The organism is Stutzerimonas stutzeri (assembly GCF_009789555.1).
Classification (GTDB): domain Bacteria; phylum Pseudomonadota; class Gammaproteobacteria; order Pseudomonadales; family Pseudomonadaceae; genus Stutzerimonas; species Stutzerimonas stutzeri_R.
In genome coordinates, this window is record NZ_CP046903.1 from 170,532 (window position 1) to 195,257 (window position 24,726).

General features: G+C 54.9%; 23 protein-coding genes and 2 pseudogenes. 14 read left to right on the forward strand and 11 right to left on the reverse strand.

Annotated elements, in window-relative coordinates; all coding sequences use genetic code 11:
- Positions 1-10 precede the first annotated feature (10 nt).
- A pseudogene (locus tag GQA94_RS22780) lies at positions 11-205 on the forward strand (transposase); the annotation flags it as partial.
- A gap of 103 nt (positions 206-308) precedes the next feature.
- On the opposite strand, the gene GQA94_RS22785 reads toward GQA94_RS22780, so the two are convergent.
- The 5 genes from GQA94_RS22785 to GQA94_RS22805 all read right to left on the reverse strand — a co-directional run bounded on the left by GQA94_RS22785 (position 309) and on the right by GQA94_RS22805 (position 4,468).
- Positions 309-1,643: a DUF3422 family protein gene (locus tag GQA94_RS22785; protein WP_042927609.1), complete on the reverse strand. Its 1,335-nt coding sequence runs from the start codon at positions 1,641-1,643 to the stop codon at positions 309-311.
- A gap of 185 nt (positions 1,644-1,828) precedes the next feature.
- Positions 1,829-2,227 (reverse strand): VOC family protein, encoded by a 399-nt coding sequence (locus GQA94_RS22790; protein ID WP_003291554.1) that lies wholly within the window; start codon positions 2,225-2,227, stop codon positions 1,829-1,831.
- A gap of 43 nt (positions 2,228-2,270) precedes the next feature.
- Positions 2,271-3,380 carry an S-(hydroxymethyl)glutathione dehydrogenase/class III alcohol dehydrogenase gene (locus tag GQA94_RS22795; protein ID WP_003291553.1) on the reverse strand — a complete coding sequence of 370 codons (1,110 nt, stop codon included), beginning with the start codon at positions 3,378-3,380 and terminating at the stop codon, positions 2,271-2,273.
- A gap of 59 nt (positions 3,381-3,439) precedes the next feature.
- Complete coding sequence (locus GQA94_RS22800; protein WP_158190231.1) at positions 3,440-3,664, reverse strand: metal-sensing transcriptional repressor; 225 nt, start codon at positions 3,662-3,664, stop codon at positions 3,440-3,442.
- Positions 3,665-3,724: 60 nt separating this feature from the next.
- Entirely contained in the window at positions 3,725-4,468 is a 744-nt protein-coding gene (locus GQA94_RS22805) for an SDR family oxidoreductase (RefSeq protein WP_031633346.1), read from the reverse strand.
- Positions 4,469-4,612: 144 nt separating this feature from the next.
- Here GQA94_RS22805 and GQA94_RS22810 point away from each other — a divergent pair, with 144 nt between their 5' ends.
- Positions 4,613-5,527: a LysR family transcriptional regulator gene (locus GQA94_RS22810; RefSeq protein ID WP_045665651.1), complete on the forward strand. Its 915-nt coding sequence runs from the start codon at positions 4,613-4,615 to the stop codon at positions 5,525-5,527.
- Between the two features lie 97 nt (positions 5,528-5,624).
- On the opposite strand, the gene GQA94_RS22815 is transcribed toward GQA94_RS22810, so the two are convergent.
- On the reverse strand, positions 5,625-6,446 hold the full coding sequence (locus GQA94_RS22815) for an inositol monophosphatase family protein (RefSeq protein ID WP_312486381.1): 822 nt from the start codon (positions 6,444-6,446) through the stop codon (positions 5,625-5,627).
- A gap of 18 nt (positions 6,447-6,464) precedes the next feature.
- Entirely contained in the window at positions 6,465-6,914 is a 450-nt protein-coding gene (locus GQA94_RS22820; RefSeq protein WP_158190232.1) for a hypothetical protein, read from the reverse strand.
- Between the two features lie 85 nt (positions 6,915-6,999).
- On the opposite strand from GQA94_RS22820, the gene GQA94_RS22825 reads away from it, so the two are divergent.
- The 7 genes from GQA94_RS22825 to GQA94_RS22855 all read left to right on the forward strand — a co-directional run bounded on the left by GQA94_RS22825 (position 7,000) and on the right by GQA94_RS22855 (position 14,875).
- Positions 7,000-7,290 (forward strand): helix-turn-helix domain-containing protein, encoded by a 291-nt coding sequence (locus GQA94_RS22825; RefSeq protein ID WP_036998697.1) that lies wholly within the window; start codon positions 7,000-7,002, stop codon positions 7,288-7,290.
- 378 nt (positions 7,291-7,668) lie between these two features.
- The gene (locus tag GQA94_RS22830; protein WP_233270278.1) at positions 7,669-8,013 is read left to right on the forward strand and encodes a hypothetical protein; all 345 of its coding nucleotides are present in this window, start codon (positions 7,669-7,671) and stop codon (positions 8,011-8,013) included.
- Positions 8,014-8,103: 90 nt separating this feature from the next.
- Positions 8,104-8,664 carry a hypothetical protein gene (locus GQA94_RS22835; RefSeq protein WP_233270279.1) on the forward strand — a complete coding sequence of 187 codons (561 nt, stop codon included), beginning with the start codon at positions 8,104-8,106 and terminating at the stop codon, positions 8,662-8,664.
- A 302-nt stretch (positions 8,665-8,966) separates the two neighbouring features.
- Complete coding sequence (locus GQA94_RS22840; protein ID WP_045424208.1) at positions 8,967-10,436, forward strand: site-specific integrase; 1,470 nt, start codon at positions 8,967-8,969, stop codon at positions 10,434-10,436.
- Positions 10,429-12,363, forward strand: coding sequence for a hypothetical protein (locus GQA94_RS22845; protein ID WP_052649168.1), 1,935 nt, complete (start codon positions 10,429-10,431; stop codon positions 12,361-12,363). The genes GQA94_RS22840 and GQA94_RS22845 overlap by 8 nt, the downstream gene beginning before the upstream one ends.
- Positions 12,360-14,402 (forward strand): hypothetical protein, encoded by a 2,043-nt coding sequence (locus tag GQA94_RS22850; RefSeq protein WP_045424210.1) that lies wholly within the window; start codon positions 12,360-12,362, stop codon positions 14,400-14,402. Before GQA94_RS22845 ends, GQA94_RS22850 begins: the two co-directional genes overlap by 4 nt.
- A gap of 2 nt (positions 14,403-14,404) precedes the next feature.
- Positions 14,405-14,875, forward strand: coding sequence for a hypothetical protein (locus GQA94_RS22855; protein WP_045424213.1), 471 nt, complete (start codon positions 14,405-14,407; stop codon positions 14,873-14,875).
- A gap of 2 nt (positions 14,876-14,877) precedes the next feature.
- On the opposite strand, the gene GQA94_RS22860 is transcribed toward GQA94_RS22855, so the two are convergent.
- A complete protein-coding gene (locus GQA94_RS22860; RefSeq protein ID WP_045424216.1) occupies positions 14,878-15,123 on the reverse strand; it encodes a helix-turn-helix domain-containing protein in 246 nt (81 codons plus the stop codon).
- A gap of 104 nt (positions 15,124-15,227) precedes the next feature.
- On the opposite strand from GQA94_RS22860, the gene GQA94_RS22865 reads away from it, so the two are divergent.
- From GQA94_RS22865 to GQA94_RS23500, 5 genes and pseudogenes are all read left to right on the forward strand, one after another.
- On the forward strand, positions 15,228-15,818 hold the full coding sequence (locus GQA94_RS22865; protein ID WP_045424218.1) for a hypothetical protein: 591 nt from the start codon (positions 15,228-15,230) through the stop codon (positions 15,816-15,818).
- On the forward strand, positions 15,815-17,215 hold the full coding sequence (locus GQA94_RS22870; RefSeq protein WP_045424220.1) for a DEAD/DEAH box helicase: 1,401 nt from the start codon (positions 15,815-15,817) through the stop codon (positions 17,213-17,215). The genes GQA94_RS22865 and GQA94_RS22870 overlap by 4 nt, the downstream gene beginning before the upstream one ends.
- A gap of 91 nt (positions 17,216-17,306) precedes the next feature.
- On the forward strand, positions 17,307-17,567 hold the full coding sequence (locus tag GQA94_RS22875; RefSeq protein ID WP_045424223.1) for a hypothetical protein: 261 nt from the start codon (positions 17,307-17,309) through the stop codon (positions 17,565-17,567).
- A gap of 39 nt (positions 17,568-17,606) precedes the next feature.
- Positions 17,607-18,038 carry an MbcA/ParS/Xre antitoxin family protein gene (locus tag GQA94_RS22880; protein WP_045424226.1) on the forward strand — a complete coding sequence of 144 codons (432 nt, stop codon included), beginning with the start codon at positions 17,607-17,609 and terminating at the stop codon, positions 18,036-18,038.
- A 23-nt stretch (positions 18,039-18,061) separates the two neighbouring features.
- Positions 18,062-18,233: pseudogene (locus GQA94_RS23500) on the forward strand (UvrD-helicase domain-containing protein); the annotation flags it as partial.
- 46 nt (positions 18,234-18,279) lie between these two features.
- Here GQA94_RS23500 and GQA94_RS22890 read toward each other — a convergent pair.
- Genes GQA94_RS22890 through GQA94_RS22900 form a run of 3 tightly spaced genes read right to left on the reverse strand, consistent with a single transcriptional unit; the run spans position 18,280 to position 24,724 of the window.
- The gene (locus GQA94_RS22890; protein WP_158190233.1) at positions 18,280-21,012 is read right to left on the reverse strand and encodes a phospholipase D-like domain-containing anti-phage protein; all 2,733 of its coding nucleotides are present in this window, start codon (positions 21,010-21,012) and stop codon (positions 18,280-18,282) included.
- An 11-nt stretch (positions 21,013-21,023) separates the two neighbouring features.
- Positions 21,024-24,053 (reverse strand): anti-phage-associated DUF1156 domain-containing protein, encoded by a 3,030-nt coding sequence (locus tag GQA94_RS22895; protein ID WP_158190240.1) that lies wholly within the window; start codon positions 24,051-24,053, stop codon positions 21,024-21,026.
- A 20-nt stretch (positions 24,054-24,073) separates the two neighbouring features.
- Complete coding sequence (locus GQA94_RS22900; RefSeq protein WP_158190234.1) at positions 24,074-24,724, reverse strand: anti-phage-associated DUF3780 domain-containing protein; 651 nt, start codon at positions 24,722-24,724, stop codon at positions 24,074-24,076.
- Positions 24,725-24,726: the final 2 nt, after the last annotated feature.

Consider the following 24,726-nt stretch of genomic DNA (forward strand, 5'->3'; position numbering starts at 1 on the left):
CGAGCTTGCAATGCCCCGATTACTGCTCAGCGATGAGCATTGGTCGAAGCTGCGGGAAATTCTGCTGCACAAGGCCATCTACAACAAGCGTGATCTACGAATGACCGTGGAGGGCATGCTGTACCGCATGCGCACGGGATGTCCCTGGAGAGACCTGCCCAAGGCGTTTGGCTACTGGAATAAGGTCTACAAACGCTTCAATGCAGGCCGCAGCGGTACAAGAGGATTCACCGAAAGAATTGCTTGGCATGTTGTTCTCCTCTGTTCAAACGGACGGCGCAGCTATCGCGCGCCAGGACGGCAGCTCGTCAGGAAGATTTCTCTTCCGCCGCCGTGTCGCTGTGGGCGTGTCTTATCCTGCGGACGATCCACCAGATCGTCAGCATCACCGCAGGTACCAGAACCGCCATCACCGGCGCCACGCTGTCGTGAACGATCGGAATGCCCTTGAGCAGGTAGCCGAGAAGACTCACGACGTAATAAGAAATTGCCGCGACCGACAGGCCTTCGACGGTTTGCTGAAGGCGCAATTGCAACTTGGCCCGGTTGTTCATCGAAGCCAGCAGATCGCGGTTCTGGCGTTCAAGTTCGACGTCGATCCACGAACGCAGCAACGCGATGGCTCGGGTCAGTTTGTCGGAGAGCTTGGCCTGGCGCTCCTTTACGGATTGGCACTCCCGCATGGCTGGAGCGATGCGACGCTGCAGGAAATCCGCCCAGGTGCTGTATCCGGATACGGCCACTTCTGAAAGCGCAGCCAGCCTTTCCTCGACGATCTCGTAGTAGGCACGGCTGGCGCCGAAGCGATAGAGATTTGCCGCGACGCCAGCTTCCAGTTCGGCGGCCAGACCGGTCAATTCGGAAAGCAGCACGTCGCTATCGCGGCGTTCTACCAAATTCGTACACATCTCGTCAGTGATCGCAGCAAGGCGCGACTCCATGTGTCGCAGCTCCGACGTCATCGATCGCGTCAACGGCAGAGACAGCAACGCCAAGGTACGGTACGTCTCGATCTCCAATAGAAGTTGAGCCAGCGCACCTGCCCGCGCCGGGGTCAAATCACGAGCAAGGATGAGGATCTGCGTCAGGCCATCCTCATCCTGTCGGAAGTCGGTCAAGATGGCGGCAGAGCCGTTCTCTACCAACGAGTAGCACAGGCTGGCAGGATCGAAGCGATCAGCCTCCTTCTCCGTTTCTGGTATCCACGGAAGAAGTCTCAAGCGGATGCCGGATATGACCGGGCCCGGAGGAACAAATCCATGTTTGAAGGGATTTTCTCCGCAAGGCTCTCCCGTCTTGGAATCCAGCGAAGCGCACCAGAGATACGTAGAGAACTCGGTGTGCTTTTCACAGTGAAGGTCTCCCTCATCCCATGTCATGCCGTGTAGCGGCGTAGCGTGGTCGGGCTCGGCAACGCCGAAGCGATGAGACAACTCGCTCATCGCCATCTGATCCCTGGTCTGGTCACCTTCGGTCATGAAAGCGAGCTGCAATATACCGCGGGGGGCCTCAAGCAACAGATGCGGGCGCGCATGCACTTCACCCACGGCTGCAGCACGATCGGCATAAGCCGGCATGCCGTACACGGTGGCGGTTGGGGTGGGTTGTACGGTCGTCGTATTGATATTGGCCGGCTCTTTCATAACGACCTCATTTCTCATTGGTTGAAAAGCACGCTTCAAAACAAATGCCCGCAGCCATGCGTTTCACACATGGCTGCGGGCCGATCTTCATGAGCATGCACCGCGTTACGCAGTCCGTCTAACAGGCTCGCCGTATAATAGAGGCTTGTGCTGACCCTGTCAGAACGCTCTCAGCTTCCTTGCTTTCAGACGAAGGTGTACGAGCAGACCTTGTTGCCCGCCGGATCACGCAGGTAGGCAGCATAGGCACCCGGCAGGTGACCACGTGCGCCAGGTTGGCCCTCGTCAGTGCCGCCTGCGGCAAGGCCGGCGGCGTGGAAGGCATCCACTTCAGCGGGAGTGGCGGCCGCAAAGCCGATCGTCACGCCGTTGCTGGAAGGCGCTTCACCATTGCCCGGGCGGGCGATGATGAAAGCCGGCTTTTCGCGACCGAAAAGTACCCATCCGTTGTTGAAAGGACCGAGGTTCTTGATGCCAAGAGCACCCAGAGCGGCGGCGTAGAACGCGACCGACTTCTGAAGGTCGGCAGCGCCGATAAAGATGTGCGAAAAGATGCCATCGCCAGAAATGACAGGAGTGGACATGATTAATTTCCTTGGTGGTTGGCGTTGAATGGGTAGTGGGCGATCAGTAGTGGATCACCGTGCGAATCGACTTGCCTTCATGCATCAGGTCGAAGGCCTTGTTGATGTCGTCGAGGCCCATGGTGTGGGTGACGAACGGGGCGAGATCGATCTCGCCTTTCATTGCGTCCTCCACCATGCCGGGAAGTTGAGTGCGGCCCTTGACCCCGCCGAAAGCCGAGCCCTTCCAGGTGCGACCGGTGATCAACTGGAACGGGCGCGTCGAAATTTCCTTGCCTGCACCAGCCACGCCGATGACGATCGACTGGCCCCAGCCACGATGTGCTGCTTCCAGTGCCGAGCGCATCACGTTGACGTTGCCGATGCACTCGAAGGTGTGATCGACACCCCAACCGGTCATCTCGATGAGAACCTCGTGAATCGGCTTGTCGAAGTCCTTCGGGTTGAGGCATTCGGTCGCGCCGAAGGTACGAGCCAGCTCGAACTTCGCTGGATTGGTGTCGATGGCGATGATGCGACCCGCCTTGGCCTGGCGTGCCCCCTGAATCGCAGCGAGCCCGATGCCGCCGAGGCCGAAGATGGCCACAGAGTCACCCGGCTGAACCTTGGCCGTGTTGTGAACAGCGCCGATGCCGGTGGTCACACCGCAACCCAGCAGGCAGACATGCTCGGGATTGGCGTCCGGGTTGATCTTGGCCAGCGAGACTTCGGCCACCACCGTGTATTCGCTGAAGGTCGAGCAGCCCATGTAGTGGTAGATCGGCTGGCCGTTGTAGCTGAAGCGGGTGGTGCCATCGGGCATCACGCCCTTGCCCTGGGTGGCGCGCACCGCCACGCACAGGTTGGTCTTGCCGCTCTTGCAGAACAGGCACTCACCGCACTCGGCGGTGTACAGCGGGATCACGTGGTCACCCGGCTTGACCGAGGTCACGCCCTCGCCGACCTCGACCACGATGCCGGCGCCCTCATGGCCCAGCACCGCCGGGAACACGCCTTCCGGGTCCTCGCCCGACAGGGTGAAGGCGTCGGTATGGCAAACGCCGGTATTCGTGATCCTGACAAGCACCTCGCCCTTGCGCGGCGGCTCGACGTCGATCTCGACGATTTCCAGTGGCTTTCCAGGCCCGAAGGCAACTGCTGCACGTGATTTCATGATGTCGCTTCCTTTACTAGCTAACTAAATTTTCCCTCACCGAGGGCACCCTGGTGCCTCTACCGCAGGTAGGAGCGGACGATGGAGATGGTCTCGTCAATGGACTTGTTCTGCGAATCGCTCCTGATTTCGCTACTGGGAAACTCTTCCCGTAGATAGCTCTCCATAACCGTTGCCATCAATCCGTTGTCAGCCCCACTAACAGCTGCAAGCTGCTGAACAATAGCAGAGCATTCAGCACCTACATCGAGCGCTTGCTTCTTTTCTTCCGGGCCATGTGGCACTCACCGCTTTTCACTCCAGATAAGCGGGGCCTGACGCCGAAGAGACAGGCCCTCAACTCATTAGAATTCCTGCACGGTTGGGCGCAGAACGATCTCGTTAATATCCACGTCAGCAGGCTGCTCAATTGCGAAGGCGATAGCTCGAGCGACCGATTCGGCGGGAATTGCATGCTTGTAGAAGTCCACCACGAAATCGCGGCTCTGTTGGTGGGTGCTGCCGAATTTCAGTTCGGAGTCCACGGCGCCCGGTTCGATAGTCGTGGTGCGGATGCTGCCACCGACTTCGTGACGCAGTCCTTCGGAGATAGCCCGCACAGCAAACTTGGTGCCGCTGTACACGGTGCCACCTGGGCTGAACACCTTCAGGCCTGCAACCGATGCGATGTTGATGAAGTGACCACTGTTTTGTTTCTGGAAGACTGGCAATGCAGCCGCGACTCCGTACAGCAGACCCTTGATGTTGATATCGATCATGCGATCCCACTCGTCAGTGCGAGTATCGCTGAGCGGTGCAATCGCCATCAGTCCGGCATTGTTGATCAGTACATCAATGCGACCGTAGGTGTCCACGGCACCTTGAATGAGCGTTTTGACCTCTTCCTGAGAGGTAACATCGGTCTGATACGCGATTGCCTGACCACCTGCATTGGTCAGCTCAGCCACCAATGCGTCGAGTTTATCTTTGCGACGTGCAGCCAGCACTACGCGAGCGCCAAGCGCAGCAAGGTGGCGTGCAGTAACCTCACCCAGGCCGCTACTGGCACCGGTGATAACGACAACTTTTCCAGAAATGTTATTGCTCATGCTGAGAACCTCATCGGCGGGTTTGTACTTCGCCATGGCTGGTTAACCTGGCAGTGCGCAAACTTTAGACCCATGATTGATCTCAATAAATGGAAATGATTGGATTATGCTATTCCTGAAAATGGAATAAATGGGAGGGGCAACATGCTTAACCGCATGGAGATGGTTAGGATTTTTTGCACAGCAGCAGAGGCAGGTAGCTTCCGCGAAGCGGCAACTCGATTAGGCATCTCCCCACAAGGGGTGACTCGAGCCATTCAAGCCCTGGAAACTGAGCTTGGCGAATCACTGTTCCACCGCAATACCCGCCAGGTGAGCATCACTGCTTTCGGTCAGGATTACGCCAAAGATGCCAGGTCAGCTCTGGATCATTTCGATACGCTATTCCGGTCGCACAGGACGGAGCCTGAGCTGTCAGGTAGGGTGGGGATTACGGCTCCACATGCTATTGGCAGGCGCTTCCTAATACCGTTTCTTCAGCCCCTGGCCGCTGCACATCCTGACCTGCAATTCGATCTCCGCTTGGAAGATCAGATGACTGATGCCGTTGAAGCGCATATCGATATTGGTATCCGGGTGGGGGTTATTCGCGACCGGCGCTACGTTGCACGTGCCTTAGCTCCCGTGCCGTTTTACGTTGTCGCGTGCCCGTCTCTCATAGGCCAAAAGACACCACCTAAATCTTTGGATGCCTTAGCTAAGCTGCCACTTTCAGTCCTGATCGACCGGAAAAATGGCCGCCCTTGGCCTTGGCTATTTGCCGACGGGCAAACGTTCGCGCCCAGGCAGCCAGCGCTTATCTGTGATGATCCAGATACGGAATTGGAAGCCACCCTGGCAGGCATGTGTTTTGGCCAAATTCCTGCCTATCTGGCTGAGCCTCATCTGCGGTCAGGAACGCTGGTTGCCGTTTTGGCTGATCACGCTCCAGCACCATGGGATCTGTTCATATACCGCCCGCAGCAGGGTCCTGTATCGAAGCGGGTGCGATTGGTGTACGACCACCTTAAGCAGGCTTTCTCAAACCCCAAGCTATTTCCCCAGGGCCTGGGGACATAGCTTGAATACCTGCCAGCAATCGTCCGCTTTTGGCCGATAGCTACAACTCGCTAGAAGCTGTTATCAGCTACGCGCCCGCGATGCCTAATCTCAACGTCTAAGCGAAAACCTGACTCCAATCTCTATCTACTAGGACAGTGCATGCCTGCGGCGCTCCACCGAAACATCGACTCGAAACCTTTGAGAGCTTCGCAACAGAGTCATAGGTAATAGGTTCGCCAGATTGATTGATCAGGACGCCGCCAGCTCCCCGCAGAATTGCGTGTCCAGCCACCACATCATGAGCAGATACAGGAACAACTGAGACTGCCGCAACACCATCTCCAACGGCGACCGTAGCCAGTCGGTAGGCAATACTAGGCATCGGTAAGCACACAGAAGGAGCGCAAAGCGCTGCGTTGACCTCTGGCCTCGCCAAAGCTCCCGTACTTACCAGCACGTTGCTGTCCGCTCCTAGCTGGAGTGTACTAATCGAGCTTTTCAAAATCTGTCCATTTCTACTGATGCCGGCCAGCCCCTCGCACCAAGCGATACAGTCTGGTCCTCTCCCGTTCGTGACCGGCGCATGAACCACGCCGAGGACAGGCTCTGCCCCCCTCAATAGGCCGACAGAGAGCGCTGTCCCTCTGAAGCCCCGAAGGAAATCCCGGGTGCCGTCGTTAGGATCAACTACCCAACAATACTCAGCACCAGTCAATGTTGAGCCCGTTTCCTCCCCCCAAAAATCGCAGTCCAGAGCAGCCAGAAGCTCTTCTCTCAGCAGGGCTTCAATCTCTACGTCGACCTCCGCCTTGTCCCCATATCCACGTGGACCCGATGCAAGCTCACATTCCGCTGCTAACAACTCTCCGGCGCCGAGAACAATCCGAATCGTGCAGTTCAAGAGATCAGTCAGAATCATGACGGGACCCTGTGTCATGCCTAAGCATGGGCTGCTTCAAGATTCAGCGACCGCGCTAGGCGCTGCCGAACAATATATTCTCGCCTTAGTTCCCCCTACCGCCCCTTCGTGGCGACTCTCCACGTAACACTGAATCGTGCCGGTTTTGAACTCATAGCCAAACACCTGCTTTGCTTGATCGTGAACTTTCACCAGCTCGGTTAGCGGCTCCATGCTCCAGCTGTCCGTCCCGTTCAAGCGCGCAGGTACAACCAATGCGACCGACGCAATCTGCAGATCTGGAGACTGCTCCCCAAGAAGTGACTCAAAAGCATCCTCGTTCGGGATCAAGAGCATCGTGTCCCAGGACACACCATCGCTGGCTTCGCGAACCGTCACGTAGAACCATGGACGATGCTGCCTGTGCTCCACGTATTGCCACATTTGATAGTGGTCCCCAAATAGAGGCTCGAACGGGATTTCAGCATGCCTATAGGTAGTAAACATCTGTGGATACTCGAAATTAAGCTATATATAGCATAGCCGAATTATCACCAAGAAGGCTTCATCGTTCCCTTTGCGAGAGTGCAAAGTGGAACTGAACAAAGCACTTGGATTGGTAATGAAAGACATTCGGCAATCGCGCGGGCTGCCACAGGAGGGCCTTGGCCCAAGCCAGAGCTATATCAGTGCGCTTGAGCGAGGGAAGTGGAAAGCATCACTAGATAAGGTGGAGCAAATCGCAGGAATTTTGACCCTTCATCCCGCAACACTCCTTCTTCTCGCCTACCTGAGAAAGGACCCCTCGCTTGATGCGCAGGCGTTACTTTCGCAGATCCAAGCTGAGTTAGATGTCCATCAAAGCAACCTTGGTGCACGTTGAATTAAAACCCAAGGCAGGATCTAAAACCGCCGCAGTCAGATCGACACAGGTAGAAAACTGAAAACCCCAGCCTGAGACCGTCCCTGTAAGACCTCAAACCTAGGCCCAGGTGAGCCTCAGGCGCAAAAAGCATTGAGGCTTTTACCTTGCCTATGCATCATGACCTAATGGCGATGAGTATCTGAAACACTGGGGGTCGCCCCCCAAATCCAAAATGTAAACGATGGGCCCAATTAGAGGCGCACGGTTTACATTTTCCCCTGCCAGCTCTTAACGAAAGAAACTGATCCACCAAAACACCAGCCTTAAACCCGCATTTTTAGAGGAGTAGAGATCAAAAGAGGGGGCTCAGCGCACGTTTACAGTGATGCGCACTGGGTGGTCCAGCACAATTGTAAAAGTGACTCAAGCTCCTACAAAGGAAACTTTGTCAGGATTGCCCACGAAAAGTTACTTGTTTTCGCTAAGCGTGAATCTTCGTTGTTCCTTATTGGTTCAATGGAAAAGCGCGCTGCTGCGATGACTGGTATTACGTGGAAAGCAGCGGTTCGGCGTGTGCTTCAAGGCAACAAGATTCTTCATCTGAAGGATATCAATGATGCATTGGAGCCCTATGCTAAATCGCGTGATAACCAACACTGGCAAGCTAAGGTGCGTCAGGTTCTACAAGACGAGCGCTACTTTGTTCGTTTGAAACCCGGTGTTTACCAGCTAGCTGCATAAGCCGATACACAAACTAAATAGCCCCTGCGGGAGAAATCCCGCACGGGGTTTCTCTTTGCCTGGGGCACTTAACCAGGAAGGGAGAAAATTATGTCAACGGTCATCAACACTAGGATCGGTGAGTCGAAAAACGTAGCGCGCCTTTGGCTTGAGGGTCGAAAGCTCGAAAGGGCGGGCGTGAAGATCGGTGCGCGCTACCAGCTCGTGCAGAACAAGGCGATGGAGCGTTTGGAGCTTCGCGAGGCCCCGGCCGTAGCGAACGACCAGACTTTCACTGTCTCCAAGCGCGAGCGGCGTGGTGTGGTGGTGCCCTTGATTGAGGTTCGATCAAGGGTACTCAGCGAGGTGTTCGAGAACATCGAGCGGGTACGTGTTGCAATCCGGCGAGGTCGGATCGTGATCACAGCGCTGCACATCGAAACCAAGATCCGGGAACGAGTTAAGCGTTTGACGGAAAAGCTGCGTACCGGAGAGCCGTTGGCAGTAGCCAGCCTGTTCCATGGTGGTGGTGTTGCGGATAAGGCACTTCATAGCGGCCTTAGACGTGCAGGGATCAAGTCGTTTATCCAAGTCGGTGTCGAAATTGAACCGGAATACTTGGATTTATTCCATAAGTTGGACCCATGGGTGGAGTCGCTTAACAAAAAGTGATTGACAGTTTTCGCAGAAACCTCCCTCTGTAACATGGATCGTTGACAGATCGCCTATGAAAATCCGAGTGAGCGGGGATATAGCCTGATAAGTGATCGTCCGGATAGGGTTTTGCTGCACGTCGTCTCAAGCTCTTTGTGCATGACCGCGCTACCGGCTGCTTTGAGGTAGAAGCGTCTGCTGCGGCTTCAGTTGCAATGCTGCCTTCAACTCCACTGCGGCGGGGTGAGAAAGTGCAGCGACTTGGGATGCATCGCAAACGCCTAATCGCTAGTGTCGACTCATCTAAGTAAGGGTGAGTCATGTCCTATCGAAATCCTCTGCACGAAGCGCGCCTGGTTCTTCTTCCGGCCCTTCGAAACGCCTTCTCAAGTCTGTGCGTCAGTGAAGTGCGAGGCGCAAAAAAATTTATGCTGGAAGGGAGCAGCTCTGAAATTGTGTATCAGGTTGGTGAGGTTGGCGGAGATAACTACCCTGATTTATATAATTTCCCGTTTCTGTTTCACTCAAATGGAGATCCGTGGAAAGAGGCTAACGATTATCTGCTGAGCCTAATGCGCGACAAGGCTCCGATCAATCGGCGCACTGACGATGTTCGGCGACGTGCCAGCAAACTGATTGATTACCTGTTGTTCTGTGAGAATAACAACCTTGATTGGCTCGACTTCTCCGGTGCTCGGCCTCCGCTTCGTCCGACATACAAATACTTCTATTACCTGATTAACGAAGGCACTCGCAGTAATCAGGTAATCAATCAATACACCGGAGTTGTCTACCGCTTTTACAAGTACGTTTCCGAGCATTGGCATGATCTCGACATGAGGCGTGTCGATACGATCAAGCAGGTACGGTTCATCGTGCAGGGTTCCAAAGGCGTCAAGGTCGTAGATGCAGAAAAGCGCAGTCAAACCCGGCGCACGGCGCCGGTTACTTCAGTGCCGCTGGGTTTCGTGCGGGAAGACGGCGAGGATCTTAGGCCGCTTTCCAATCGTGAGTTGGGTGCGTTTCTTGCCGCCATTCGCAATGAAAAAGAATGGTCTGCGGTTGAGCGATTGATCCTGATGACCTCGCTAATGACGGGCGCCCGAAAGCAAACCGTTCTGACCATGCGCTTGAAGCATTTGAAGGGTTTTACAGATGACAAGCTGGAGCGGGAGGGCGCCTATAAATTACATGCCGGCCCCCGGACAGGCATTGATACGAAATACGACAAACCGCAAGTCCTGTACGTTCCGAAGCAACTTGCCGAAGAACTGGTCACGCTTGCCAAAAGCCCGGTGATGAAGAAGCGGCGGGAGAAGTTCAGCGCTCAGTTAGAGTCCAGTCATCCCGGCCTGTCGGTGGCCGAGGACGATATGTATTTGTTTCTCTCCGATCAAGGCAACTGCTATTACATGGCCGAAAGCGATCCGCGCTATACGATTGTGAAGTCCCCGCAGACAGGGCAGGTAACGGAAACGATTAAGCGCAAGTTGATCCCAAAAGCCACTAGCCCATTCCCGAGAGACTTTTCATATCACTGGCTGCGAGCGACCTTTGCCTACCAACTCTACCAGCGCTTGCAGGTATTGGTTCAGGAAGGAGCGTTGAAACCGGGCGAAGACATTGACTTTATTCAGAAGCGCATGCACCACGAGTCCAGGGAAACGACAGAGAACTACCTAAAATTGTTCAATATGACTCACGAAAAGGCCATTGCCCAAGAGATTTGGGAGGGTAAGTTGTTCAATGGCGGCTACGCGGTGCTGAAGGTGGAGGCGCACGATGAATAGTCGTGAGCAACTCGAGCATCGTGCCAATACGCAGATTATTACGCTGAGTGAAGTCACCCATGAGTTCGCTGAGCCTGAGCGTTTGCGCCTGCAATTGTCTCCGAGGGAGATGAAGAAGCCGTTTGATATTGGCAGTTTCGCGTATGTCATTCGTGGCGAAAATGAAAACGTTTGGGATGATCGCGGCACGCCGGTGGTGATTGAGTCTTTTGTTGAAAGCCGCCGCGAACTGGTTGTGAGACTACTGGAGTCCTTGGTCGGTCTGCGTGAATCGAGTGTCCGAGCGCGATTGCGAATTATCGAATACTTTATCGACTGGCTGAACGCGCAAGGTTACAGAGAAGTGTTTGCCAGTGCACCGCAAGCCCAAGAAGCCTATCGAAACTATACCGCGCACCTGAATAATCAAATAGCCCATCAGGCATGGAAGCCTAGAAGTGCGCAAAATTATCAGCGCAATGCTTCCATAGTTATTGGGCTGCTTTATCCAGAAGGCAGCCATCATATTGTCGCGGGTGCGGTCAGAATAATTGCGGAGAAGGGCTCTGAGGCAGCCAGCAGTGCCAATGTTGAAGTGTACCGAGACGTTTGTTTGGCCATCGCCCGGCAATGCAGCGCTTACGTTCTGAACAACCAGCCCTATCCCTTCGTTGTGAGTATCAGGGATTATAAGGTGGTTGGGTTTCCATCAAACCACGGTTGGGTTGGCCCGTTCAAGGAGTCGCCGTATGCATATAATGCCGGCGAGCGACGGATTGCGACGGTCGAAGAATGGCGGGCAGCTAGTAATAAAAAGGGGCGAACGCGAATCTATAAATCGGAGGGAGTTCGCGATCTAGCGGCAGCAAAGGCGAACTTGGATGCGGCCAACGAAGATGAACGCCACTGGCACCGGCTCCAAGTTGCGGGTCTTGCCGCGAAAGCCTATGCGAATCTTTTCTTGATGATCACAGGCGCCACGCCAACCGAGTTGGACCAGTTTAGCTATACAGATGCGCTCGAAGTTGAGAAGTCTCCAATCAAGAAAGAACTGTCGGCTGTGAAGTTTCGGGCGGGCGGGAAAGCAACCCTCTACAATATCGGGCGAGACACGGGTTTGCCACTGCTCAAGGAGTACCTGAAGCTCCGTAAGTGGATTCTGAATGGCGCGACGCATGAGGGGTTGTTCTTTACGATGCCCGCGACTAGCGAACGAATAATCACCAATTCCGAATTTTCTTATTTTAAGACAACTGAAATGATGGCTGGGTTCTTTAGGTCCATCAGCGGCACCTTCCTCGACCCCAAAGTGAGGATTCTTTCGGCGCGCAAGATGCGCAAGCACAAGAGCCTTGGGATGCACACCGCTGGCGTGTCGCCGTCCACGGTAGCGGCAAACTTGAATCACAGCGAGGCGGTGAATCTTTCGACTTATTCGGAGGCTACGCCTGAACAGCAGGTAGCCGAGTTCGGCCAGTTCTGGCGGGCCATGCACAATGCCGCCCAAGTCGTGCGTGAGCGCAGCCAGAGGGCCGCAAAGAGCGAGATCGCAACGGCGACGGGCCACTGTAACGGGTTCAGTCAGCCTATCCCTGTGCGCGCTTTTGGGACTGTTGCAATAGAGCCGAACTGCCGCAGCCAATACGGCTGCTTGTACTGCGAGCACTATATCTGTCACAGCGATGAAGAAGACCTACACAAGATTGTGAGCTTGCAGTACGTGATCAATGCGGTGCGTAAGGCAGCGCCTGATGTGGCCCATGCAGAAGCGCTCTACAAAGAATTGTCGATCCGAATCGAGTTCATCCTTGAGGCACTTGGGGAGCGTTCGGATGCGGCGAAGCAGTTGGTCGAAGCGATCAAGACTAAGGTGTTTGAATACGGTGAGCTCACCCCGTTCTGGGAGGAACGCCTGAGCCGTTATGAAAAAATGGGGGTGGTATTTTGAGCGCTGTTGTTCAGTCCATCGGCATTCTCTTTTCCAGCGGTCAGTTTCCGCCTTCTTGTGAGCCAGATAAGGCGCCGCAACTCTTCGGCAAGCCCGCGCCCGATTTTGTTCTTTGTCGTGATGAGAGTGGCAAAGCCACTGCGGTATACGGCGAGCCCGTTTGGGACTTTAACCCTTACCGGCTGAGTGCAAACAAAATCAGCCGAATATTTTTTGATAGGGTGTTCGACGAAGGTGGGCAAGAGCAGCAGACGCTGATAGAAGAAGCCAAACATCTGCTGTATTGCATTATCTATTTTGCAGGGGGCGGGCGAAAAGGAGGGCTGAGTGTAAGCACGTTGAACCAGTATTGGATTGTGCTGCGCTTGGCAATTCAGTTCTGCTATGAGCAGAAACAGAAGCCCATGGTTGGCGTGCTGTGCTTACAGCAGCTCTTTACCGTGCCGGTTTATCTGGGGACTTTTATTTCCCAAATTAGTTTCAGTAAAAAGGTCCTAGCTGGGATTTTGCAAGGACTAACCAGGGTCGGCGAAGCCCGGCTGGGTTATGCCGTGCTCAATTCTGTCAACTTTGAAGGCGAACGGCCCGGCCACAAACAGCATCCAGTCATTCCGACTCAAATCTATTTGAATCTCATCAATCTTACCGGCGACCTGCTCGATCAGCTTTATTTAGGCGTTGGACGTTTCGAGCCCTTTATCGCCTGCTTTGCTGATGAGTATTCCGGCCTCAATTATGACCATCAGAGAGGCCTGGGTGTCGGTGGCAAGGCACACTTCCGACCCGACATGGCGCAAGCGATCAAAGATCACGGTCTGACCTCAGTGTTTTCCGGTGAGTTTGAGTGCAATTCTATAAAGAGCCTGCAACGGGTTTTGATCCAGATGCAGGATTTGGTGAAAACGGTGATCCACCTCTATACCGGCATGCGCGATCAGGAGGTGATGCGAATTTCGTATCGCTGTTTTTCCGATCAAGTTGTCAGGCAGGCAGTTGTCGATGATCAGGGCATTGAGCGTGATAAGCCGCAGTCAGTAAACGTGTTTTCGACCACCACGAAGTTCACCGGCTACAAGAAAGAAGGCACATGGTTCGCGCCGGGGGAAGTCGTCAGGGCGGTCGAAGTCGCCCAGGCGATTTGTCGCGGCCTCGCCAAACTCTACAAAATCGAGTTGGATGCCCGCTGCCCGTTGTTTCTCAATCCGTCCATTCTTAGTTATACGCGGAACAGAGCCGAGGTTGGCGTGACGAATTTAAAGAATTCACGAGAAACAGCTCTGCGCCGGCTGTTGATCAAAAAAGATGACTTAAAGGAACTGGCGCAGAGCGATCCTTCTCGTGACTTTTACAATGAGCCAGCGTTTGCTGTCGGCCAGCCCTGGCCGCGGACAACTCATCAGTATCGGCGCTCGCTGGCATTCTATGGCAGCAGTAGCGGTTTTCTTTCGCTGCCGACGCTGCGGGCGCAGTTCAAACACATGACGATTGAAATGTCGCGCTATTACGCGAATGGCTACGATAACCTGCGCACCATTTTTGGCTACTACGACGACAAGAAAAAAGACTTTGTGCTGCCAAGCAATCATTTCGCCTTCGAGTATCAGATGGCCATGCCCATGTCGGTTGCGAACCAGTTGATTGCCGATCTTCTGTTTAATGAGGAACCGCTGTTCGGCGGCACCGGCTCGTACATGGAGAAACAGAAAGAGCGGATCAAGGCGGGTGAGATTCAGATTGAAGATATCCGCGCTGACACCGAACGGCGGGTGAAGAACGGTGAAATTAGTTACCGACCTACGTTGCTGGGTGGCTGTTCAAAGGTGGGCCGCTGCGACTCTTTTATGCTCGGTGACTACACAGAATGTACGAGCTGCGATGGCGCAATTATCCAGCGTAAAAAGCTGGATGCTGCCATTGAGGACGCTCGGCGTGAGTTGTCCAATTACTCAGAAGACTCGGGCGAATACCAGATCGTTAAGGCGGAGCTTGATCGCCTAGTCGCTTTCAAAGCCCGTCTGATCGACTCGGTGGAGGTTTAACGATGAAGTCTGGAGACGGAACACGCAAGGGCTTGGGCGCTTGCGAGGAAGCTTTGCAGCGCCTCTTGGTTGGGAAGCCTGTTGTGCCCGGGCATGTGGGTTTAGATCTGTCGAAACTCACTGCCAGCATAGTCAGCCTGGAAGCTGGATTTGACCGTGGCTACTTGAAGAAGTCGCGTAAAGCGCATTTACCGCTACTGGCTCAAATCGAGGCGGTTCGGGCAGAGGCCAGCAAAGGGGCGGGTTCATCGAGCGGCAAACAAATCCGGCAGATGGAAAGTAAGCTGGCAGCGCTGGAAAAAACGCTATCAATCGCTCAGATGCAGCGTGACAACGTGCTGGCTCAGAATATGAAGTTGTGGCAACGGGTGCGCGAGCTGGAACGCTCGATGGCTTATAGCCGCTCGGGCCACTCGGCGAAGGTCGAACCCCTGCTGCGTAATACTAATGATATGACCTTCACCTCGGCGTGAGCTTACTCGAAAGTTTCCGTGTTAACGGGGTAGAACCCCACCTGAGGCAGTAGGCCGCATGGATCGCATGCAAGCACGCTTGCGATGCGATACAGCTTCTCGACGGTGATGTTGACCTCGCCACGTTCGATCCGCCCTACGTAGCTGCGGTCGATATTGCACGCCAGCGCCAATGCATCCTGGGAAATCCGGCAGGCGTTCCTCTGCACTCGGATGCGTTCCCCTAACGCTTTCGCCAACTTATCCATGACCGTCTCAATTCAACTTGAGGCGGCACTATCGGGCGTTTGCGGACGCTCAGGCCACGGATTATAATCCGCATTTCTACCGCGCTAACTCTTCCGGTGCCTCAATGAAATCGGCCTCGTTTATCTTCGACAGGCGCCTGTATGAGCTGCTTCAGGAGCCAGGGCGTACAACGTTTACGACTCGTGAACTGCGCGATGCTTATGCCGCTCGCATGAGTGGCACATATTTCCGTATCGCCGATGTGCGCCGCTATGTGTATGAGCAGATCCGCCGATTAGTGCGCGCGGGCTGGGTTGTACTGGATGAGGATCGTCGAGTTCGAGGACAGGTCTACCACCTGCAGCCGATTCCGGCGCATCTGCAATTGGAGCTGATCGACAACGGTTTTGAGAACAGCCTTATGGCTGCCGGAGTGCCCGAACCAGAGACAGCAGTGCGCGACGTGGAAGCATTACCGCTTAAGTCGTCAGCTAATACGGATTTGCAGTTGGAGGCGCTCCACAAGGAAATCCGCTTGGACTTCCTCACTTCAATGGGCGAAGCGGAGCGATTCAAGTTGCTGCTGGACGAGATGCCGCACTTGCGGGACAAAGTTACAGGCGATTACCTAGAGGCCAGGGATCGCAGTTCTCGACTTCTGGGCCATCTACGCGCCATCGAAAAGACCCTCAAAACACTCGCTGCGCCACGATGAGCAGAACGCTACGCAGCTGGCAGAAGAGCTGCATCACTGAGGCGCTGGAGCACTTCACCGTCACGCCGCACTTCTTCTGCCAGGCAACGCCGGGAGCCGGAAAGACGCGCATGGCTGCAGAACTTGCCAGCCGACTGCTTGAGCAGGACAGAATCGATTTGGTGCTGTGCTTTGCGCCGTCCTGCCAGGTCGTGGAGGGTTTTCGTTCGACCTTTGCGGCTGTGCTAGGCAGGCGTCTCGACGGCCAGATAGGTGCCGTGGGCGCGGCTTATACATACCAGGCCATGGAGTACCGTGATGAGGGGTTCTGGCAGCTGCTTGATGACTATCGGGTGCTCGTGGTTTTCGACGAGATCCACCATTGCGCCGGCCACGATCCGCTGCTTAGCAATGCCTGGGGGCAGCAGATACTGCATCGGATACAGGATCGCGCTGCCTTCACGCTGGCCCTGTCTGGTACGCCCTGGCGCTCGGACGACAAGGCCATCGCTCTGGCGCGGTATTCATCGCCCGAAGGGCATCTGATCTGCGATTACCGTTACGGCTTGAAAGACGCTATTGCCGACGGCGTGTGCCGATCCCCTCGCATTGTGTTGCTCGACAATCAAAAGGTGAAACTCACGGAAGAGCAGGGTGCGGACAGCTCCGTGAGGCTGTTTCCCAGCATCGCTAAACTGTTGGGGGAGTCGCCTGTCACCTATGAGGAACTGCTACGCCATGACGAGGTGATCAACCCAATCCTCGATCTTGGCCGCAGCAAGCTGAACGAGCTACGTCAGATCAAACCTGATGCCGCTGGTTTGGTGGTAGCCACCGATATCGAACATGCAAAGCAAATAGCCTTGGCACTGGAAGGAATGGGTGAAGAGTGTCGCATCGTGACCAACAAAACTCCGGATGCGCAGCAGATGATCAATGCATTCCGGAGTAGCGCTTGCCGCTGGATTGTGGCCGTGGGAATGATCAGCGAAGGCACCGACATCCCGCGCCTGCAAGTGTGCTGCTACCTCAGCCGTATCCGCACCGAACTGCATTACCGGCAAGTGCTTGGACGAGTACTGCGACGCACAGGTGAATCGGATGACCAGGCATGGCTATTCATGCTGGCAGAACCGACGCTTCAGGGCTTTGCGGAGCGAATTGCAGATGATTTGCCGGATGACCTAGCGGTTTTGAGAGATGTGCAGATACCTGGATTCAATTCAGGCTCAAGGCCTGATCCGATGGGTGCTTCGGGACATGTCGAGGGTATCGACGGTGCTGGGTTAGGTGGCGCAGAACCCGGTATTGGGTTGCAGGCTACGAACATCATTTCGCTGGGTGGTTTTGCAGCTGAGCCAAATTATCAGATCAGCTTTTCCCAGCATTACAGGCAGCAACTGTTGGCCTGCTTTTGAGGCTGTGCTGCCTTGTGCAACTGAGGTCGTTCTGCTTCGGAATTGCCTGGGCCGATAGCTTTATGGGCTGGTAAATTAATTGGAGGCGAGCATGGAAATAAAGTCGCCGGCAATGGCAGCCGTGACTCAGGATGTGATCTGTGACATTTGTTGCGCAGGAACGCGCATCCCCGGCTATGGCTTGCAATATGGTCAGCTCGAAGCGCAATGGGGTTATGGCACCCAACATGACGGCGAGCACTACCGTGTTCATCTCTGCGAGAATTGTTTTTTCAGGGTACTGAGTGGGTTACGACGGGATCGTATGGTCAACGGCATGTTCGATGACGATAAGCCTTTCTCAGCGGACTGATTTGGGCTGATAAGCGCCGAGAACTTTGGGGAAGGATTGATGACTGAGCCCGTTTCAGTTTCTGGTGAGGCTATTACTGATCAATCTATCTCTGAGACAGCCAAGGCCGGAAAGGTCGCTTTGACCTTCTTCTTCGGGTTGACGGAAAAATGGGGCTGTTCAGTTGCAGAGCAAAAACTATTACTAGGCTTGGTCTCCAACGCTACTTACTACAGGTACAAAAAGCTTACGGAAGCGCGATTGAGTGACGATTTAATCGAACGGATTTCTTACCTAATGGGTATCCACAGGTCTCTGCGAACCATTTTCAGCAATCAGCCAGAGAGGGCCTACCAGTGGGTGAGAAAACCAAATAAGGCTGAGCCATTCAATGGGCAAAGCGCTCTGCAGTTCATCCTGACTGGCAGGATTAATGAACTCTCAGAGCTGCGCAATTATCTAGACGAACAGAGCGGGCTCCGTTTGGGCTAAAGCAGATTCGAATCAAGATACATCGCTCGGTCGGCAGCACGTTATTGCTCAAAGGTCTGGAGGCAGACGTCTCGGTCATTCTGCAACCTGAGTTGATGACAGCCCAAAACCTTTACGTCGCTCTAACGCGGGGCGCAAGGCAAAATAGTTGTGTGCTCTTCAACGCCCATACTCACGCCGGTGCGAAACGGTTGAATTGCCTCACGATCTGGGCGTAGTTGCTAAAAGACTGGCAGTCGGTTCACCAACCCTTCCTCATCAGCGTCTCAAAATCTCGACGTGACAAGACCTGTGCGCAGTTACGCCAGTCGTTATCAGTTGGGCGCATGGTTGCGTTGTAGCGCAGATCGAAGCCGGTTTCCTGCTTCTGGGCATTGATGTACTGATCCATCAATTCTCCCAGATGCTCAATGTCGTCAATCCATTCGTCCTTGATGGTGTCCGGCAACGATCCGAACAGATCAAAGCGGTCCTTCATGCGTTCGGAAAGGCGGTCGTAGACTTTCTCGTCCACCGTCTGCTCGTTCACGAGGTTGAGCATGTCCACCTTGTCGCGTGTCTGACCGAAACGCTTGATGCGGCCGATGCGCTGTTCGAGTTTGGTCGGATTCCATGGCAAGTCTACGTTGATCAGCGTACCCAACGTCTGCAGGTTGAGGCCTTCGCAGGCAGCATCGGTAGCGATCATCAGGCGAAGTTTGCGATCCGCCACCATGCGTTTGAGCGTTTCGCGCTCGATGGCCACGCTGTCACCTTGTCGATAGAGCCGGCTGCGACCAGCCCCTGCATAAAGGCCTACCGCCTCATCGGGGTAGCGTGCAGCGAGCGATTCAGCTACCCAGCGAGCGGTGTCGTAGTATTGGCTGAAGATAATGCAGCCAAGCTCACGCCAACCCTCGTTCTCCAAGTAGTGCAGAATCGCCTTAAGTTTTGGGTCGTCCTTGACCCGCTTCAGACGATCTAACAGCCGCTCCAGGGCCAGCTGCTCATCGGTGCTTTGTACTTGCACCGTAATTTCACCCTCGTCGCTTTCTTCGGTAATTGTCTCGCCGCCCAGCAGTTTGGTTGCGGTGTTAATTCCAGCGACGATACTGCTGCAGATGCGCTGCTCCATTAGGTTCTTCATGAAGCCACTTCCACGTCCGCTGCTGGCCAAAGCCTTGCCGAAGCCACGAGCCTGGCTGTAAGCCTCGCGGAAGTCTTCACTAGAGCGCAGAGCTAACCCCTCGAATAGGGCATGGAAGCGATGAACATCCTTTACCAGACCGGCGTCAGGATGAACGTCCACACCAATGGCCTTGAGAAGCCCCTCATTTTCAAGCGTGGTACGCTTGCGCAGCACTACATGGCGCACAAAGGGATTCTCGCGCTGGAAGAAGCTCGCCCCAGCGACACGACGCTCCAGCGCATCCTCCAGTACCTCACGGGCATCCTCACCCAATTCGGAGTATGTGCCACCAAGCCACTCGCTCTGCGGTAGCCCAAGATCCTGGCGAATCAAACTGTAAAGCCGCCGCGCTTGGCTATCCTGAGTTGAATTAACTGTTGGCAGAGGCGCACGAAGCAACCGCCAGGCATAACCTGCATCCGTGACGTCCTCTTCTCCAGAGAGGATCGGGATAATGCCCTTAGGCCTGTGCCATTCTGAAAAATCTCCGCCCAAGACGAAATTACCTTTGCCCTGGTGCAGAACCCGAACCAAGTCCCACAAGTCCTCCCGGCGAGTCTGGATCGGCGTTGCCGTGCCAAGGAGCACGTGATCTGAACGGGCAGCAATGTCACGGATGAACGCCAGCAGCTCATTCGGTGTGCCCGCGTCCTTGCCCATTCCCTGTCGGGTGCGAGCCTTATGAGCTTCGTCGAGTATCACCAGCCCAAAGCCGCCACGGAGCCCAATCAGGTGCGCCTTCTCCGGCGAGTCGCGCAGCATCAGGCCAGTTGAGATGATGCCGATCCTTAGTGGGCAGTTTGCAACATGGCCAGCGCCCTCGGCAGAGATCGCTCGCCCTTGCTCATCAAGCCAGGCTTTCTGCTGCGTCTGCCATCGCGCACAGGGGATACCCAACTTGTCCATCATCTCGGTTTGCCATTGCTCGCAGAGAGTTGCCGGGGCAAAGATGATGACGGGCTTACTGCGCCCTTTCTGCTCGGCCAGCAGGCTTAACGCCAGTGCTGCCGTGCCCATGGAAAGTGTTTTTCCTAAGCCGACCTCATCTGCTAGCAGCAAGCGGACAACACCATATTCTTGGTAATGCTTCAAACACTCGGTGACGAATCCCTGTTGCCAGGGCTGCAGAGAGAAGCCTTCGCGATAAAGTGGCGATTCGATCAAGGCGGCAGGGGCAATTTGCTCAGGCTCCTCGACCTCCTCGATGGATACCTCATGACGATGGCTGCGCCGAGTAATCTCCCGGCACACCGCTTCCGGCAGGGGCTTGGCTGCGTTCCACAGGTAATCAAACTCAGCCTCGATCCAGGCGACCCCCTCCGGGGAGTCATCGGACCAGAGGATTTCGTAGTGGCTCTGCCAACCACTGCTTGTTTCGTTCATTGAGCCAATGAAGCCTAGCTTGCGGCCATCGGCCAGATCGATCACCCCAGCCTTGCCATGCACAAAGCCACAGGCGCTATCCGGCGCAACCCGGATAACCTGGCCACGTTTCTCCAGAAATGAGGCCAGTCGTTGGTAGCGTTCGCGATTCAGCAGCGATTCAATCTCGACCGAGCGCTCGTTCAGCTTGCCCAGCAGCTTGGCCTCACACACCTGGGCCACCCGCAAGTCATCTGCCTGAATGTCTGCATTGCAAACAATCTGCACCTCGGGAATCTGATCGATCAGCTCTCCGGCAACCTCAAACAGTGAACTGGTGAAATAGCCGGCAATTCGCCGATAGCGCCGAGCCCCTTTGAGGTGCTTGACAAGGAAGCTCTCATCCAGCGCATGGGTGCGTGATGACAAACGGGTGATCGACATGCCCTAGCCTCTCAGGAATCCAACCGCTGCGTTTGCATCCGAGAAACAAGCACCTCAGCAGCCGAACGCACAGCTTCATTGCGGGACTTGTTTTCCAAGAAGCGAACCAGATCGATCAGCTTTGGACGGACTTCGAGGTAGTCAGGCAGATCCTCCATCAGTGTTTTAACCACTGATTGCGGTTCGACCTCAGCTAACAGCTGCTGAATAGCGATGATCAGATGGCCCAGCCATGTTGGGCCAATTTCCGTGCTGCCGGTTAACTCACGCGAACCGAACTCATCAACTTGCTTCAACCGCGAGCCATTGGCCGTCATGCTGGCCATGACTTTTGTGTAGTCATCCACGCGGAAGGCCTTGGCAAAGTTCTGGTAGTTGTCCAGTTTTGAAGCACCGACCGACTCCATATCCAGCATGCGCAAGTAGAAGCGCTGAATACCATCAATGGCTTGCCAGGTGTCCAGCGCTATCCCTTCAGGCACCAATAAGCTGTTGGCTGCCTCGGAGGCTTGCTGGACGATTTCATCCACCACGGTGATCTCGCCTTTGACGCGGGGCCGCAAGGCGAAGGTGGTGACATCGGTCTCACCGATCCTGGTGTAGGCGGTCAGGACTTTAAGTGCTGCGGCGTAGCCGGCCATCTGCAGGTCGGCATCATTGAAAACAGGCTCACCCATTCGGGCTTCCACCTCATCGTTGAGGTGCATCATTTGCTTGATCTGGCTCGCTACTTCATTGCGAACAGCAGGAAGAATGCGCTGCTTGAAGCCGACTTTTTCGCCAGCACATCGCTTACGAAGCATAAGCGTCACGGTACCCTGTACGTATCCCCCCTTCTTGAGCTCAGTACTGGTTTCGGTGGCAATGTACCAGGCGGCCACAACCTGGAGCCCTGCCGCCCAGAAAATACCAACCATGTCTGACCACACTTCAGTGCTTTGATGAGTAAACATCACACACTGCATACCGTTATCCGGCATATGTTTGGCCATGGCCGAATAGGCGTCGATCATTCCTCGTCGGAAATCGTCACCATCGCCTTTAATCGCCATTGCGCGGCGGGAATCCCACTTCCACTCATTGAAAGGAGCCGGAGGGGTCTTGCGCAGCCATGCAATAAAAAACTCCGCAATTTCGTGATAGTTCACAGCATCCGCATAGGGTGGGTCGGTGATCCATAGCTCGGCATCCTGCTGAAGAGCAACAGCCTCCTTGTTCTTAACGATCAGACTACCCGCAATGCTAGTTGCCGCATCGGTAAGGAACAGGTAGTTCTTACCCGTTACAAACGAGCGGACGCCATAGAAATAGTTAGTGTTGTAGGCTTGATTGTAGAAAGTCTGCGTAATCGATTCACGCGCTGCCCCGGTGCCATAACGGCAAAGCTTACTAGACCAATCCAACATCTTCGCTAAGGACAAGCACAGTGCTGGTTGCACATCGGAAGGCATCCGCTGAATTTGCTCATGCACCAAGGCTGCCACCAGAATCTGGCGAGGACTGAACATGTGATGCCAATGGGTCCAGCCGCGTGTCCGAATTGGCTCGTCAGTCTTGTCCCCCGGCTCGATGGGCATGTCTGGAACTAGGCCTTGCGCTTGCCATTTGTTCAAACTTTCAGCGACAAGCTTCTCCGCGAGCTGCTCACGTTGAAAGTCTGCGTCGGTTGGGGCGGCAAACCAAGTGTCCTGACGGCCAGCACCCAACGTTTCCTTGCTGATCCACTGAATCGCGTAGAGGCGCTCCTGAAAAATGTCGTCCGGGAGGGGCTTGAAGTCGGATTTCTGCCAGAGGCGAAGGCGGTTACCAGTCACACCGCCAGCTTGTCGGAAGTCGCCGCGCAAGGTTTTGATGGGCGTACGGTAGGTTTTGCCACCCAGTACATAAACCATGTTGCCATCTTGCACCGTGCCTTTTTCGGCGGCGCTCATCTCTGCCTTAGATGCGCCAGTGACTATTTCGATATCAAAACGCTTGTTTGTGAAGTCGGGTACTAAACTGGCAATAGCATTACGTGTCTTTGAGACTGTCCAGGTTGAGGACAGGGGCACCATCCAACCGGTTTCTGGGCAGCGTGTTTCTAAACACCAGAGGTATGCCTTAGCGCGATTCCCATTGGCATCATGTTCGATACCCAGCCCGGTGATGCGTTCATCGACGGCCTTCGCCAGGGCAGATTGGGCACGTGATAATTCCTCTCGTCTGTTTTTGGGTGCACCAATGATTTCTGATGTTCCCCAGCTCAACATGCAAGCGATCGGGTTGAGGTCGAAGGCAAAGGCGTTGCAACCGATTCGCGCAGCTTCGAATGGAATGGATCCCCCACCCGAGAATGTATCCCCCACGCGCGGGCGATGCCCGTAGCGGAGAATACCCAGCTGCTCCACCAGCTCAGGCAAGGATTTTACATTCACACCCAAATGGGCGTAGTGGCGATTGACCGCCGCCCAGACGGGGCCATAAAGCCATTCCTGATCCAACTCTTCCGGACGTTTGCCCAGACTAGCCTTTTCCTCGTAGCTGGCGCAGGTAGCCAGCAATTTGCGATAGATCACTAGCTTATCGTCGTCACTCAGACTGCGCTGCCAACGCAGAGAAATACCCTCTGCATCCGCCTCAAGCGGGAAACGCATCCAACGAATATCTCCACCTGTGACATCACCCCGCTTGATCGTGGCCTTGAAGTAATCCCACGGGTCTTCGAGCTGGATACGCGCTGCAATCTCGGCAGGTGATACGGCATTGCTGATCAGCGCACGCCGCGCTAAGCCTTCGTCGTCAAAAGCCATCAGTTTTTCAAAGATCGCAAGATCTGCCTGAGCGTCTCCGGTGGGTGGCAGCAAGCTGGCCAGCACGATGGCACGCACCAAGATTAGAGGCTTGCGGCCTTTCCAGTAAGAACCCAACCCGGTAAGCGTTTGACTCTGCACCGAGGTTCGCTCTTGCTGTGACTCAAAAGACACCTTTTGTGCTGGGAATACGCTTTCAATCAGAGCGGGCGCGTCCTTCAGAGAAAAAGGCACCAGCCGTACGGGTGTCATTGCGGTCACTTCGGTCTTCCTTAATCGAACAGGCCCAACGTTGGACGCTCAGTATCTGGTTCGCGGGATTTCACAGCTTGTGGCTTGAATAGTTCTGTCTGCGCTACGTCGCCCAATGCATGTCGGAGAGCCAGTCGCCAACCCTTGTTACTGTCATGCACACCGCCTGTGGTCATGGCGGTCATGCCGAACAGCCACCAGCGCTCTTCAGGGCGCAAGGCCAGCCAGTTGCGTACTGCAACGGGAATCTTCTCAGGAGCCATGTCTTCAACCGCCCAGGCCAGTACGCAAAGCTCTTTGCCAAGCAGGCGATCCACGGGGTTATCGCCCACCTTCCACGCGCTGACACGCAGGTTGTGCTCCTTCAGGCGCACATTGAAAGCGCGCTGAACTTCACTGCGAATCGCAGTCCAGCGCGAGCGCTCAATCACAACGCGCTCGATGATGCTGGTTTGCTGATCCTGAGCCTGCAGCCCAAGGCTTTCGATGATGCGAACTGCGCCAGTCGAGCTCTTGGGCACCTCCACCATAAAGTGATGAGGGTCTGTAGTGGCGGGCACACCAAAACCGATGGTCGGGCGCTCAGGTGCCTTGGTTTTTTTGGCTCCACTTATAGTTTTACTCGGGGAACGAGCCATGCCTGAATCCTCTTTACGTACTGCGTTGGCCATGG

Excerpts from the sequence above, each read along its gene's own strand:
- GQA94_RS22875 (WP_045424223.1), top strand. The coding sequence starts at position 17,307 with ATGGAAATAAAGTCGCCGGCAATGGCAGCCGTGACTCAGGATGTGATC.
- GQA94_RS22785 (WP_042927609.1), bottom strand. The coding sequence starts at position 1,643 with ATGAAAGAGCCGGCCAATATCAATACGACGACCGTACAACCCACCCCA.
- GQA94_RS22815 (WP_312486381.1), bottom strand. The coding sequence starts at position 6,446 with ATGACACAGGGTCCCGTCATGATTCTGACTGATCTCTTGAACTGCACG.
- GQA94_RS22855 (WP_045424213.1), top strand. The coding sequence starts at position 14,405 with ATGAAGTCTGGAGACGGAACACGCAAGGGCTTGGGCGCTTGCGAGGAA.
- GQA94_RS22865 (WP_045424218.1), top strand. The coding sequence starts at position 15,228 with ATGAAATCGGCCTCGTTTATCTTCGACAGGCGCCTGTATGAGCTGCTT.
- GQA94_RS22880 (WP_045424226.1), top strand. The coding sequence starts at position 17,607 with ATGACTGAGCCCGTTTCAGTTTCTGGTGAGGCTATTACTGATCAATCT.
- GQA94_RS22795 (WP_003291553.1), bottom strand. The coding sequence starts at position 3,380 with ATGAAATCACGTGCAGCAGTTGCCTTCGGGCCTGGAAAGCCACTGGAA.
- GQA94_RS22860 (WP_045424216.1), bottom strand. The coding sequence starts at position 15,123 with ATGGATAAGTTGGCGAAAGCGTTAGGGGAACGCATCCGAGTGCAGAGG.
- GQA94_RS22805 (WP_031633346.1), bottom strand. The coding sequence starts at position 4,468 with ATGAGCAATAACATTTCTGGAAAAGTTGTCGTTATCACCGGTGCCAGT.
- GQA94_RS22810 (WP_045665651.1), top strand. The coding sequence starts at position 4,613 with ATGCTTAACCGCATGGAGATGGTTAGGATTTTTTGCACAGCAGCAGAG.
- GQA94_RS22845 (WP_052649168.1), top strand. The coding sequence starts at position 10,429 with ATGAATAGTCGTGAGCAACTCGAGCATCGTGCCAATACGCAGATTATT.
- GQA94_RS22835 (WP_233270279.1), top strand. The coding sequence starts at position 8,104 with ATGTCAACGGTCATCAACACTAGGATCGGTGAGTCGAAAAACGTAGCG.
- GQA94_RS22840 (WP_045424208.1), top strand. The coding sequence starts at position 8,967 with ATGTCCTATCGAAATCCTCTGCACGAAGCGCGCCTGGTTCTTCTTCCG.
- GQA94_RS22870 (WP_045424220.1), top strand. The coding sequence starts at position 15,815 with ATGAGCAGAACGCTACGCAGCTGGCAGAAGAGCTGCATCACTGAGGCG.
- GQA94_RS22820 (WP_158190232.1), bottom strand. The coding sequence starts at position 6,914 with ATGTTTACTACCTATAGGCATGCTGAAATCCCGTTCGAGCCTCTATTT.
- GQA94_RS22890 (WP_158190233.1), bottom strand. The coding sequence starts at position 21,012 with ATGTCGATCACCCGTTTGTCATCACGCACCCATGCGCTGGATGAGAGC.
- GQA94_RS22895 (WP_158190240.1), bottom strand. The coding sequence starts at position 24,053 with ATGACACCCGTACGGCTGGTGCCTTTTTCTCTGAAGGACGCGCCCGCT.
- GQA94_RS22900 (WP_158190234.1), bottom strand. The coding sequence starts at position 24,724 with ATGGCCAACGCAGTACGTAAAGAGGATTCAGGCATGGCTCGTTCCCCG.
- GQA94_RS22790 (WP_003291554.1), bottom strand. The coding sequence starts at position 2,227 with ATGTCCACTCCTGTCATTTCTGGCGATGGCATCTTTTCGCACATCTTT.